Source organism: Bifidobacterium sp. LH_416, assembly GCF_056357055.1.
This window is the reverse complement of record NZ_JBKEVJ010000002.1, coordinates 274,285-286,370: the sequence shown is the minus strand read 5'-3', so window position 1 is coordinate 286,370 and position 12,086 is coordinate 274,285. Positions and strand designations below refer to the sequence as shown.

Sequence of the window (12,086 nt, the reverse complement as noted above, 5' to 3'; positions counted from 1 at the left end):
ATGGCGAAAAAGACAAGCACCAAAGCCCTCGGCTTCGAGGAGCAGATTTGGGATGCGGCCTGCAAATTGCGTGGCAACATCGACCCTTCGGAATATAAGAATGTCGTTCTTGGCTTGATTTTCCTGAAGTATGTTTCTGACAACTTTGAGGCGAAGCACGCCGAATTGGTGGTTGAAGGCGAAGGATTCGAGGAAGACCGTGACGAGTACACGTCCGAGAACATCTTCTGGGTACCGAAAGAAGCCCGTTGGGAAGTCGTGGCTGCGGCCGCGCACACTCCTGAAGTCGGTAAGGTCATCGATGAATCAATGAGGCTCATCGAGCAGGAGAACAAGAAACTCAAGGGCGTGCTGCCCAAGAACTTCGCACGTCCTGAACTGGACAAGCGCCGGCTCGGGGAAGTGGTCGACCTGTTTACCAACGTGAAGATGGCTGAGAATGGAGACACCCATGATTTGCTCGGCCGCACGTATGAATACTGCCTGTCGCAGTTTGCATCGCAGGAGGGTAAGAATGCTGGTGAATTCTACACGCCGAAGTGCGTGGTGAAGACGCTGGTCAATGTGCTTGAACCATTCAAAGGGCGCGTCTATGACCCGGCGTGCGGCTCGGGTGGCATGTTTGTACAGTCCTTTGAGTTTGTGCGCAACCATCAGGGCAACATTAACAACATCTCCGTCTATGGTCAGGAGTCGAACCCAACAACGTGGAAGATGGCCACGATGAACCTTGCCATTCGTGGTATCGATGCCGATCTTGGCCCGAAAAACGATGACACGTTCTTCAACGATCTACATCGCACTGAACGGTTTGACTACATTCTCGCCAATCCACCATTTAACCTGTCCGATTGGGGCGGCGACAAGCTCAAGGACGATCCACGCTGGGAATACGGTGTGCCGCCTGAAGGCAATGCGAACTTCGCATGGATGCAGCACATGATTCACCACCTGTCGCAGTCTGGCCGTATCGGCTTAGTGCTCGCCAATGGCTCGCTATCGTCGCAGACGAACAATGAAGGAGAGATTCGCAAGAACATCGTCAACGCCGGACTGGTGGAGGGTATTGTTGCGATGCCAACGCAGCTGTTCTTCTCCACGCAGATTCCAGTGTGCCTATGGTTCCTGCGCAAAGGGCGTCCTGCTGATTCCAAGACGCTGTTCGTAGATGCTCGCAACATGGGTACGATGATCAGCCGTTCACAGCGCACGCTGACCGATGAGGACATTCAGAAGATTGCGTCCACGTTCGATACGTTTCGTGACGGAACGCTGGAAGAGGAGAAGGGCTTCTCCGCCGTAGTGTCTATCGAAGACATTGCCAAGCAGGATTACATTCTTACTCCCGGCCGCTATGTCGGCATTGCTGAGCAAGAAGAGGACGATGAGCCATTCGATGAGAAGATGAAGCGTCTGACTGGTGAACTCGCCAAGTGCTTCGAGGAGTCCAACCGCCTGCAAGCCGAAATCAAGAAGAACCTGGAGGCGATTGGGTATGGACTCTAACTGGATTTATTTATCTGATATTGCTTCTATAAGCTCCGGGGGAACTCCATCAAAGAACCATCCTGAGTATTGGAATGGTGATATACCGTGGGTGAGTGCAAAATCTATGGATGCAGATTCCCTTAATAGTTCAATGCTCTATATTACAAATGAAGGTGTATCTGCTGGAAGTTGTATGGCTAAGCCAGGAGATATTCTTCTTCTTGTAAGGGGTAGTGGGCTATTTAAGAGAATTCCTATTATTTGGGTCGATAAAGCTATGGCTTTTAATCAGGATATAAAGCGCTTAAGTGTACCTGATCACGATGATGCGCGATATCTATATTTCTGGCTCCAATCCCAGCGTAGTGTAATTTCACAAAATCTGGAGATGACGGGCATTGGCGCGGGGAAGATAGATATGAATTATCTTTCTGAAATGCCAGTTTGGTGGCCTGATAAGACCGTTCGCAAGCGTATTGTTGTCTGCCTGGATTCCATGCAGAAGTTACGTACTTGTCTCACTCAGACAAACGGCCATTTGTTGGAGTTGCTAATGACGGAATATCGTAACGTCATCAATTCCATTGACACGTATGGCTGCATTGAGGACTTGGGCACAGTGGTTGGTGGTGCAACTCCATCAAAAAAGCGAGAAGAGTTCTTCACGACTTCCGGTATTAGCTGGGTGACGCCTAAAGATCTTTCTAATACAACAAATATATTCATTGAGCATGGCGCAACGGATATTACTGATGCTGGCCATCAATCCTGTAGTACAAAACTGATGCCTGCTGGTTCGGTCTTATTTAGTTCGCGCGCTCCAGTTGGATATGTTGCGATTGCAGCGAAGGAAGTATGCACTAACCAGGGCTTTAAATCGGTTGTACCATCCGATAACATCGGCACGGCATTCGTCTTCTGCTTCCTGAGGGACAATGCAAAGGAGATTGAAAAGGCGGGTTCCGGTACCACTTTTGTTGAAGTGTCTGGTAGGGCTATGCGTCATTTTGCTGCCCCGATTCCTTCAGCTGAGCAAGCACGATCATTCAGTTCATACGCTGGACCCTTGTTGGATGCGATTAAGAACAACGAAAATGAAATCGCTGCTTTGGCGCAACTGCGTGATGCGCTGCTGCTCAAACTCATGTCTGGTGAGATCGATGTATCGAAGATCGAATTGCCTACGACGCCAGAACAAATCGTTCAAACAAATGGCCGTTTGTCCGAGTAAGACAGTCAATCTGTTGATCGTATGTTCCTAGAACATAGGCGATCTTATGCTGCGTCGTGAGATCGGGAATGGTGACTACACAATGGTGAACGTGGTTTCGGTTGATGCCCGGAACCGCGCTCGCTGTTGTGTAATTGTTCCAATTGATAGTTTTCAGTAGGTAGTAAATAAAGTGTGGGTAATTCCCCTTGAAATCGGAGACATACAGAGTGGTGTTTAGCGGCCAATAGTTATCTGTCGCATAGAAAACTTCACCGATGGTGCCGTATCGTCCGGTGATTACTCCTGGCCCGTGTACTGCGGCCTCATTGTGAACCCCAGAACGTCCTGAAGACGAATAAACAGGGACCTTACCTTTGACTCGTTTCTTTGAAGGCAGATCGTATCCACGCTTGAGTGTGATTGCCTCGCCAAGCGCCATGCTTCGCCATGTCATTGATTGCATACCTATCGTTATTTGTGTGTTGTAATCAAGCCTGTCCGTAGAAGTCCTCGGTGCTGTATTCCTTCCACCTGAGGTACATCTCCCGATAGTTCTTCTTGATAAATTTCTGAATTACAGAGACTTCCTTTGCGGTCAGTCTGCCTTGTCGCTCAAGCGTGGTGTCGCCATTGGATTTGACGAAGAATTTCGCGGAGCCTGATTCAGTGAGTTTGGTGTCGCTGGCGTGTACGTGCATGCATTCGATGACACAGAATGATGTGAAATACAGGTAATATCCGGCGACCATGAATTGGAAGTACTTAGGCATGGTCGGCCTCCAGAAACTCCTTGTTGTTTCGGTAATATCCCTGAACGATACCGACCTCTATATCGTCCATGCTAGTCTCAAGTACATTGCCTTCACGGTCTAGCACTAGGGCCGAGCCAGGATCGTTGAGATTCAACACTTTAATATGCCCGTTGTCGGTGTCAGTAAACGCATAACCGTTCACAATCATTCCTGCGCTGCTGGCAATTGAAGCAATATCAGGCATGAGCTACCTCAACTTTCTTGATCGGCTGTAGGAAATGATCGGCATCAATGTACAGATCGTTCAATATTGGTGCCAAATCGATGTATTCCTCTTCTGGCTCGGTGTTGTGCTTGTATTTTGCATCCACCACGAGGTATCCGTTATCCCATTGCTTGACATTGGTATATCGTTCCAACGAGTAAGGAGCGCGGAACCGAATACGAGCCTTGCAGTATTCAAACACAGTAAAGCCGTTCTCTGAACTGAGATATGCCGTATCGGTCATTTGCTTTGGGCTGTTTAGTGATGAGACCAAAGTGCTTCTCCTTCCAGCTTTACCAAGTTGAGTCATGCTGGTTTCGATTATAGAAGAACAATGCTGATTACCCCAGATACTTTCGATGCGATGCTTTCACGTTGCTTTGGCTGACCAATGCGTATTGCATGGTGGTGTCTATCTTGACATGTCCAAGTAGTTTCTGAACCTGTTCCACTGGCATGCCGCGGTTTATAGCATTGGTGGCCATAGTACGTCGGAACTTATGTGGGTGTATGCGGGGAAGTTGCAGCTTTCTGCCGAGAGAACGAAGCCGGCTTTCCACGGAACAGATGGCAATGCGTTCGTGGTCGCCGCTGAGACTGACGAATAGGGCAGGGTTATCGTCGTTACGACCTTGCAGGTATTCTTCAAGATGTAGCTTGGCTCTGGCATCGAAGTATGCTTTTCGTTCCTTGTTGCCTTTACCTTGCACAATACATTCGCGTTCAATGAGGTTGATGCTGTTACGGTCGAGCTTCACTAATTCGCCGACTCGCATGCCAGTGGAGGAAAGCAAGTCGATCATAGCGAGATCGCGCGGCGTTTCGCAGCCGTCTCGTAAACGCTCCATGTCTTCATCCGAGATGGTTTCCTTGACTCTGATTGGAGCTTTCACGCGGCGTATCTTACGTGCGGGGCTTTTGACGATATAATCCTCATCCTCTAACCATGAGAAAAACGTGGAAAGAATACGACGAATATTGTCTACCGTGACTTTCCCCACGGTATGCGTCGTTTGGTATTCGGCGAGATAGGTTCGAAGCTGTTCGGTATCCACTTGAGGCAGCGGAACAAAGGTTTCTTTTAAGTAATGTGTAAGTGTTGAATCATAGTATTTCAACGTGCGCTCGCTGCATCCTTCAAGTTCCTTGGCGGTAAGAAAGGAATTCAGCAATTCGTTGGCTTCATTGTCGTTATCGGGAATTGTTTCTGTGTTGAGGTTGACCGACAGTACGCTTTTGAGCTGTTTGAGCTGTCGCGCATCCAACGTGTTCTGCATGGCCTTCAGGATTGATTCGATGGTGTTGTTTCCTATCATGTGGGACCTTTCGCTCAATGCATGTACGAATACTGCATGCATAATGCGAGCCACAGAAAAAACGAAGCGGCGGGCAGACAAACGGCCATTTGTCGCAGAGTTTTGTTCTAGCGGTGTAGGCAGTTCAACCTTCGACACATCAATCTCACCGGACATAAGCTTGGGCAGCAGCGCATCACGTAGTTGTGACAGTTTTTTAATCTGCTTGGAATTTGCGCTTACGCTATTTAATAACATGGATAATCTTTGCCCAATTGCCTTTAGAGTTTTACCTTCGGGAATATGAATTGGATAGTTCAACGCATCCTTCACAGAGACCCGTTGCCTGCCGCTACTACCATTCATATGTCCAACCATATATTCAATGAAGTTGCTGTTGCGCACCAAAAAATAGAAAATCTCGTTCGAGATTCCATCTTTGCCAGTTAAAATAATGTATTCTGTTGAGCCAAAAGCCACTTCACTTTCGTTGAGAAAATTGACATAGGACGCTTTACCGTTTTCCAAACATGGAGTAATCCGAGCAAGAAGCGTGTCACCATTGGCGAATCGCATTCCACCGTTATAAGCTTTCTCAATCCATCCACTGGGATATGACCCTGTAGTAGACAGACTGCTCATATCAATATATTTAGCTATCTCCCCTTTGCTCAATTGCCGTCGAGGATTACCTTCCGCTATATCACCAAGTAAACCTACGTTTCCTTCAGTGAGATCACAGAGCTTGAGCTTTTCATCGAATATGCTTTGTCCAATTTCCAACAAATGGCCGTTTGCTACATCTGGTGACAAATGTCATGGCTTTTGCTGGGACTCGTGACGAATGTGGCTGGTTTCATGTGCTTGCGATTGGGATGATGGAGCTATCCAAGGAAGGGAGTGATTATGGCAAACGAAACCACTGCAACCACTCAAACCATTCAGACTGCCCAGGCCACTCAGTCAGCCGTTCCCGCGGTTCATGTGAGTCAGCTGGTCAAACGCTATGGCGATATGGTGGCGCTCGACTACTTTGATCTCGACGTGAGGCAAGGTGAAATCTTTGGCCTGCTAGGACCCAACGGCTCAGGCAAAACCACGGCCATCAACTGCATTCTGGCGTTGCTTACCTATGATTCCGGTACGGTCCGTGTATTCGGCGAGCCGATGACTCCCACCAGCTATGCGCTAAAGCGTCGCATCGGCATCGTGCCGCAGAATGTGGCCGTATTCAACGAGCTGACTGTGACCGAGAACATCGACTACTTCTGCTCACTGTATGTGCCGAAGAAAGCCGACCGCGCACCTCTGGTCGAAGAGGCCATCGAATTCGCCGGGTTGCAAGACTTCCGCAAATTCCGCCCCGGCAAACTCTCAGGAGGCTTGCTGCGACGACTCAACATCGCCTGCGGCATAGCGCACAAGCCCGATTTGATCTTCTTCGACGAACCCACCGTAGCAGTCGACCCGCAGAGCCGCAACGCGATACTCGAAGGTATCCAGAAGCTCAACAAGGCCGGCGCCACCGTGATCTACACCAGTCACTACATGGAGGAAGTCGAACAAATCTGCGACCGCATCCTCATCATGGACCACGGTCGGCATCTGGCGCTCGGCACAGCCGATGAGCTGAAGAACATGATTGACACCGGCGAACGCATCACCATCGAAACGCTTGACCTGACTGACGAGACACTCGCCGCCATACGTGCGTTCGCATTCATCATCGAAGCCTCCTACGACGGACGCGAACTGGAGGTGCGTTGCCGTCGCGGTGAGCACAACCTCGTTGATCTCATCGGTGTACTGCGCACTTCAGGCGCGAACATTGGACACCTGGCCAGCCGGCCGCCGAGCCTCAACGACGTGTTCCTGGAACTCACCGGCAAGGCGCTACGCGACTAAGGGCCCTCCAGCCCGAGGAAAGGAGAACGCCATGTGGAGCACATTCATAGTCACACTGAAAGCGAATCTCAGAGATAAAAGCTCGCTGTTCTGGCTCATCGTGTTCCCAATTGCTCTGGCGACCATGTTCAATGGTGTGTTCGGCAACCTGGATCAGGCCATGAGCATTACCCCGGTATCCGTGGCCGTGGTCGAAGACGCGAATTGGACGAACGCAATCGGTGCGGATACGCTTATCACGGCATTGTCCGGCAAAAACAGTGATACGAGCAAGACTCACGATGACAACGGTACGAATGCCGTGAAGATCGATCCCGGCGTAACCCTGTTGAACGTCACCAAGGTCGACTCGACATCGCAGGCGCGCAAACTGGTAACCCAAGGCGACACCGACGGTTACCTCAAGGCCGACAATGATGGACGAATCGCACTCACACTCAGCGACGATACCGTGACCGTGGCCAACAATGGCACGCAGGAGGCGGGACTTGATGTCTCCCTCTCGGCGCTTGACAACGTGCTCGACCAGTACAACCGCACCAGTGCCACGGTGAAAGCCGTGCTTGAGGACAATCCGACTGCCCCAATCACTCGCACGTTCTGGAATGGCCTCAACGCATCCATGAACGCTACCAAGGAGGTCACACTCACCAACTTCAAACCCAGCGTGATGGCGAGATACTATTACGCGCTCATGGGCATGGCGTGTCTGATTGCCATGTCGTACATGATTCATACCGTCACCACCGCTCAGGCAAACCTCTCCGCGCTCGGCATCCGCCGTACCGTCGCGCCGCTCGGGCGAGCCAAGCAGCTCGTAGCCGGATTCCTTGCGGGGTGGCTGTGCTCCTGCGTCTGCTTGCTCATCGCACTCGCCTACATCCGTTACGGTTGCGGCATCGAAGTTGGCGGACGCGAACCGGCAGCCGTGCTCGCCGTGGTTATCGCTTCGTTCATGACCTGCGCGTTCGGCACGATGATTGGCGCAATCCCTAAGCTCACGACTGGTGTCAAACAGGGCATGTCCACCGCCATCGCATGCTCGCTGTCTCTGTTCAGCGGACTGTACGGCGGATTCGCCATGGAGCTGAGCGACCTGATCTCACGCAAGGCGCCATTGCTTGCTGCTATCAACCCTGCACAACAGGTGACTGACCTGTTCTACTCGCTTATGTACTACGACAGCTACCAGCCGTTCATCCGCACCTGCGCCATCCTACTTGCGATGAGTGCGGTGTTCCTCGCGGCCGGTGTGATCATGCTCAGGAGGCAACGCTATGAACACCTGTAAAGCCACCGTGCGCGTACTGGTCGCACACCGCACGTACATCATCATCTATTTGGTGCTCATGGGCATCATGATGTTCACGCTCAGCTGGTCGCAGATCACCACTGCTTCCAAGCCGGTGACCGACACGTATCAGCCTGATACGGTTCATGTTGCAGTTATTGATCGGGATAATGACCAAGGCGGTCTGGCTGACGGGTTGCGCAGCTACCTATCCGAATCCGGCACATTGGTTGAGCTTGATGATACTTCGGAATCATTGCAGCAGGCCGTTGCCTCGAACTGGGTGGATCTGATCGTTATCATTCCGCAGGGTTATGCTCAAGCATTTCTTGATGCTGCACAGTCTGGTAGTGATATGCCAACGGTGGAGACCGTCACCAGCTATACATCAGGTGCGGGAACTATCGGAGGCATGAATGTAAACGGATTCCTTTCGCTGACACGCATTGCTCTGATAGGGGAGCATGTGCATGCCGATACCAGTGAGATGGCATCGTGGGCTGCATCTGCTGGCTTTGGCAATGATACTGATTGGTCACAATTGATGAATGATTCCGGCACAATGAGTTCGGATTTCATCGATTCGTTGCCGGAAGGCACATTAGCTGACCTTTCGATGAAGGATATGCGTTCCGCCGTCAATCGGGTCGCTGATATGGCGCATGATTCGGATGTCAATCGTTCGATTGCTGTGGAAGAGATGTCTTCGGGTGCGCAGGATGCACATGCGGCGAATCCCGTTGCATCTGGATTCGCGGATACGATGAAAACCGCACTGTATCCGCTGTTCCTCACTCTCAGCGTATGTGTAAGCCTCGTATCACGTGTATTCGGTACTGGCGAGCTGCGACGCAGATTGATGGCGTCTCCGGTGATGACGACGATTGGGCTGAAACGTACGGTGGTGTTGTGTGGTTTTGCGCTTCTGATTTGTGTGGCGTACCTCGGCGGTGCGTTGGTGCTCACTGCGGCGGCGGGCAGCAGCCTCACGTCATTACCAATAGGCGGCGTGGTATTGACTTTCATCTCGATTTGCATGTACAGCCTCATGTGCGTGGCCTGTGGTTTCATGCTCGGAGAATTCGGCGCTTCCGATATGGCGGCAAACGGCTTCGCCAACATTTTCGGCCTATTGATTCTGTTCGCTTCAGGAATCTCATTCCCGGCCAGCATGATGCCGGACGCAATGGTCACGCTCGCCACTATGACACCGGGATGGTGGTATTGCACCGCAATCGACAATGCTTTCGGTGTTGGCACTGCGAGCAGCGCACAGTGGAGCCAATGGGCTTCGGCCACCGGAATAGTGCTGCTGTTCATCCTGGCGTTTGCCTGCATAGGTCTCGCCGCGGGGCGTTTCCATCGCTCCAAACCGGCTGCGGTGGCATCGAGCAGCGTTGAGCCTGTCGAAGCATAAGATATCGGCGGTTGGTATCGACTGACTGTCTATCAAACAGGCTGAGGTTTATATGCCTTTCAATCGATACCGTTGGGTCGGGTCGTCTTGGAACTTCACCTTGGCGACCCGACCTTCTCGTAGTAATTCACGCATGCCGGAAGTCGCCGCCAGAGGAGTCAACTGCAATTCGCGAATGATTTCCTTGATACTCATGGCCGAATGACGCTCCAACACCGTCATAATCGCCTTGGAAACGTCATTAGGCGTGCTGTTCTCCGCCGACCGCTGCTTCGTAATGGTCATCGTGAACGTGTTGATATCGTTTTGCGTGGTAGCTGGCTCAATACCTGCCTCGCGCAATGCTGCGGCGATACGTTGAAGGCCATCGCCACCTTCCGGATTGACGAACCCACCATCCGGATACGGAGTGGATTCCAACAACGTGAACAGGAATTGGTTACGAGTGGAAACAAACGGCACTCCGGTCACTGGATTCGGATTGGCGAGCACGTCGTGCGTCACCGTGCCATACAAGCCACCGGGATTGGTGATCTCAATACGGTTCGTAAACACACTGATACGCACTTGCGTGCCTCGCGCGTCGGGGGAGTAGTCACGGTGAGTAAGCGCATTGGCGATAGCTTCGCGCAATACCACTGGAGGATAGTCGAGTTTCTTGGAGCCAACCCATTGCATCAGCGATTCCACCGCATCATTGATCATCACCGGAATCGGTCCCACAATGGTTTTTGCAGCCACAAGGCGTTCATCTCCGCGGAACACTTCATCGCGGTCAGTGCCAGGAAATACCGCGATGGCGATGGACAGTCTTGGATAATACTTCTGCGGGTACCGACCCAAAGCCAACAATCCAGCGAGCGTTGGCCGCAGCACGCCGCCGACTTCACTGTCATCGGAATCATCATGGCGTAACACTTGCAGGTCAAGCAGCGTGCGAGTGCCGTCTTTGCCGGCGAAAACGTGAGGATGTTGTTCGCGCACACGAGTCAATAATCCGGAAACCAGCGCAGAGTCGAGGTCATCAGTAGTGGCATGCGGCACGATATCCAAATCGTAGGTGGGCTGCAAATGCTCTTCGATGAGCCGGTCCACCTCATAGGAGGTCATGCGACGGTCGCCGTCGCCGGTGCGAATGAACGAGCCGCCGTGCGGGCCAAGCGCGGTGGTGAAGCAGGGTTTATCTCGCGGAAGCATTTCATCAACTCTGGCGAACACCAGGTTCGCACCCTCAAACGGGCAGGTGACGATCACCGGACGCACTACAGGCGTCATCTTTTCGCAGGCCTGGCTTAAGGCTTCCTGCATGGCACGTGCATTGAAATCCTCAACCGGCGTGAATCCGTTCTTTTCGGAAAGCCCGAGAATAATCCAGCCACCGGAACCATTCGAGAATGCGGACAGCGTATCCGTGATGGTGGAGGAGATGCGGCGCTTGCATTCCTTGACCTCGCACTGCTGGGTGTCGTTGCCGATCATGCGCATCAGTTCAATGAGTTCGGTCATTTTTGCGGTGTAGTCGTCAACCATGAGCGCCTCCTTTGCCACTATTGTGCCGCACAAATAAGCGGTTGCAACTCGGCAAGGTGACTGATATATCGCAATTCATGAAAAGTTCATGAAGCGTGATTCTCATCCGCTACGTATTCGAGAATGTCTCCAGGTTGGCAATCGAGAGCTTGGCAAATGGCATCAAGGGTAGTGAAACGCACGGCTTTGGCACGACCGTTCTTGAGAATCGAAACATTGGCCGGTGTAATGCCGATTTGTTCGGCTAATTCGCCCACGCCAATCTTGCGCTTGGCCATCATCACATCCAAGTTAATGCGTATGGTCATTCAGATCACCTGCTCCAGTTCGTTGGACTGATCGGTAGCGGCGCGCAGCAGCCCTTTCATCACAATCATCAGCAGAATAAAACCAATCTCAGCCACGATGGTGACGCCGAGGACGGCCATGATGCTGAAATAATCCATGCTTTGCACCGTGGCATCATTCCAAGCGGAACCTGCAAATATTCCGCACACGATTGCAGTCAGTACCGTGCCAGCGGACGCGCAACCAACGATAAGATTCACACAGGGGAGTGCTTTAGCGGTGAACACTGTGCCCGAGCCGGAAAGCGAGAACAAACGCCAGACGCCGATAAATGCGATTTCAACGCAAGCCAGGAATAATTCGCCGAATACCAGATACAGCCAACGTAGAGGGGCCTGACTTGCGTATAGTCCGGCTATGGCTTCACTGAACACCGGCACTGCAAATAGCTGACCCCATACGCATCCCAACCATATGAACACGACGATGGCCTTGAGACCATTAAGAACCCAACGATTCATGTAGTTTTTCATGATAGCTCCCTCCTGAAGAATCAATTCTGTTTTTCGATAATTATATATCGAAAAACAATGTGGTTAGGTATAGAAAAAGCTCCCCTCAAAGAGGGGAGCCAAGGTGGGG

At 51.6% G+C, this 12,086-nt stretch carries 13 protein-coding genes; 5 read left to right on the top strand and 8 right to left on the bottom strand.

What is annotated here, in order from left to right; translation table 11 throughout:
* Together AC1AY0_RS05770 and AC1AY0_RS05765 are read left to right on the top strand one after the other, a co-directional pair.
* Entirely contained in the window at positions 1-1,506 is a 1,506-nt protein-coding gene (locus AC1AY0_RS05770; protein WP_101626249.1) for a class I SAM-dependent DNA methyltransferase, read from the top strand.
* On the top strand, positions 1,496-2,719 hold the full coding sequence (locus AC1AY0_RS05765) for a restriction endonuclease subunit S (RefSeq protein ID WP_207553035.1): 1,224 nt from the start codon (positions 1,496-1,498) through the stop codon (positions 2,717-2,719). Before AC1AY0_RS05770 ends, AC1AY0_RS05765 begins: the two co-directional genes overlap by 11 nt.
* Here the strand turns inward: AC1AY0_RS05765 and AC1AY0_RS05760 are convergent.
* The 5 genes from AC1AY0_RS05760 to AC1AY0_RS05740 all read right to left on the bottom strand — a co-directional run bounded on the left by AC1AY0_RS05760 (position 2,670) and on the right by AC1AY0_RS05740 (position 5,826).
* A complete protein-coding gene (locus tag AC1AY0_RS05760) occupies positions 2,670-3,140 on the bottom strand; it encodes a restriction endonuclease subunit S (RefSeq protein WP_207553036.1) in 471 nt (156 codons plus the stop codon). The genes AC1AY0_RS05765 and AC1AY0_RS05760 overlap by 50 nt on opposite strands.
* 49 nt (positions 3,141-3,189) lie before the next feature.
* On the bottom strand, positions 3,190-3,471 hold the full coding sequence (locus AC1AY0_RS05755) for a DUF4160 domain-containing protein (protein ID WP_101626247.1): 282 nt from the start codon (positions 3,469-3,471) through the stop codon (positions 3,190-3,192).
* Entirely contained in the window at positions 3,464-3,697 is a 234-nt protein-coding gene (locus AC1AY0_RS05750; RefSeq protein ID WP_101626246.1) for a DUF7723 family protein, read from the bottom strand. The genes AC1AY0_RS05755 and AC1AY0_RS05750 overlap by 8 nt, the downstream gene beginning before the upstream one ends.
* Positions 3,690-3,962, bottom strand: coding sequence for a DUF7724 family protein (locus AC1AY0_RS05745; protein WP_101626245.1), 273 nt, complete (start codon positions 3,960-3,962; stop codon positions 3,690-3,692). Before AC1AY0_RS05745 ends, AC1AY0_RS05750 begins: the two co-directional genes overlap by 8 nt.
* A gap of 97 nt (positions 3,963-4,059) precedes the next feature.
* On the bottom strand, positions 4,060-5,826 hold the full coding sequence (locus AC1AY0_RS05740; protein WP_207553038.1) for a tyrosine-type recombinase/integrase: 1,767 nt from the start codon (positions 5,824-5,826) through the stop codon (positions 4,060-4,062).
* A gap of 93 nt (positions 5,827-5,919) precedes the next feature.
* Here AC1AY0_RS05740 and AC1AY0_RS05735 point away from each other — a divergent pair, with 93 nt between their 5' ends.
* From AC1AY0_RS05735 to AC1AY0_RS05725, 3 genes are read left to right on the top strand one after another with little or no spacing between them, the layout of a single operon-like run.
* Positions 5,920-6,918 (top strand): ABC transporter ATP-binding protein, encoded by a 999-nt coding sequence (locus tag AC1AY0_RS05735; RefSeq protein WP_101626243.1) that lies wholly within the window; start codon positions 5,920-5,922, stop codon positions 6,916-6,918.
* A gap of 31 nt (positions 6,919-6,949) precedes the next feature.
* On the top strand, positions 6,950-8,209 hold the full coding sequence (locus AC1AY0_RS05730) for an ABC transporter permease (protein WP_101626242.1): 1,260 nt from the start codon (positions 6,950-6,952) through the stop codon (positions 8,207-8,209).
* Positions 8,196-9,626, top strand: a complete 1,431-nt coding sequence (locus tag AC1AY0_RS05725) for an ABC transporter permease (protein WP_476523301.1) — start codon at positions 8,196-8,198, stop codon at positions 9,624-9,626. The genes AC1AY0_RS05730 and AC1AY0_RS05725 overlap by 14 nt, the downstream gene beginning before the upstream one ends.
* Positions 9,627-9,674: 48 nt before the next feature.
* Here the strand turns inward: AC1AY0_RS05725 and AC1AY0_RS05720 are convergent, their stop codons facing one another.
* The 3 genes from AC1AY0_RS05720 to AC1AY0_RS05710 form a co-directional block, all read right to left on the bottom strand.
* Entirely contained in the window at positions 9,675-11,156 is a 1,482-nt protein-coding gene (locus AC1AY0_RS05720; RefSeq protein ID WP_476523302.1) for an ATP-binding protein, read from the bottom strand.
* Between the two features lie 86 nt (positions 11,157-11,242).
* Entirely contained in the window at positions 11,243-11,464 is a 222-nt protein-coding gene (locus tag AC1AY0_RS05715) for a helix-turn-helix domain-containing protein (protein WP_476523303.1), read from the bottom strand.
* On the bottom strand, positions 11,465-11,977 hold the full coding sequence (locus AC1AY0_RS05710) for a DUF2975 domain-containing protein (RefSeq protein ID WP_476523305.1): 513 nt from the start codon (positions 11,975-11,977) through the stop codon (positions 11,465-11,467).
* Positions 11,978-12,086: the final 109 nt, after the last annotated feature.

Excerpts from the sequence above, each read along its gene's own strand:
- AC1AY0_RS05765 (WP_207553035.1), top strand. The coding sequence starts at position 1,496 with ATGGACTCTAACTGGATTTATTTATCTGATATTGCTTCTATAAGCTCC.
- AC1AY0_RS05770 (WP_101626249.1), top strand. The coding sequence starts at position 1 with ATGGCGAAAAAGACAAGCACCAAAGCCCTCGGCTTCGAGGAGCAGATT.
- AC1AY0_RS05745 (WP_101626245.1), bottom strand. The coding sequence starts at position 3,962 with ATGACCGATACGGCATATCTCAGTTCAGAGAACGGCTTTACTGTGTTT.
- AC1AY0_RS05750 (WP_101626246.1), bottom strand. The coding sequence starts at position 3,697 with ATGCCTGATATTGCTTCAATTGCCAGCAGCGCAGGAATGATTGTGAAC.
- AC1AY0_RS05710 (WP_476523305.1), bottom strand. The coding sequence starts at position 11,977 with ATGAAAAACTACATGAATCGTTGGGTTCTTAATGGTCTCAAGGCCATC.
- AC1AY0_RS05715 (WP_476523303.1), bottom strand. The coding sequence starts at position 11,464 with ATGACCATACGCATTAACTTGGATGTGATGATGGCCAAGCGCAAGATT.
- AC1AY0_RS05760 (WP_207553036.1), bottom strand. The coding sequence starts at position 3,140 with ATGGCGCTTGGCGAGGCAATCACACTCAAGCGTGGATACGATCTGCCT.
- AC1AY0_RS05755 (WP_101626247.1), bottom strand. The coding sequence starts at position 3,471 with ATGCCTAAGTACTTCCAATTCATGGTCGCCGGATATTACCTGTATTTC.
- AC1AY0_RS05730 (WP_101626242.1), top strand. The coding sequence starts at position 6,950 with ATGTGGAGCACATTCATAGTCACACTGAAAGCGAATCTCAGAGATAAA.
- AC1AY0_RS05735 (WP_101626243.1), top strand. The coding sequence starts at position 5,920 with ATGGCAAACGAAACCACTGCAACCACTCAAACCATTCAGACTGCCCAG.
- AC1AY0_RS05720 (WP_476523302.1), bottom strand. The coding sequence starts at position 11,156 with ATGGTTGACGACTACACCGCAAAAATGACCGAACTCATTGAACTGATG.
- AC1AY0_RS05725 (WP_476523301.1), top strand. The coding sequence starts at position 8,196 with ATGAACACCTGTAAAGCCACCGTGCGCGTACTGGTCGCACACCGCACG.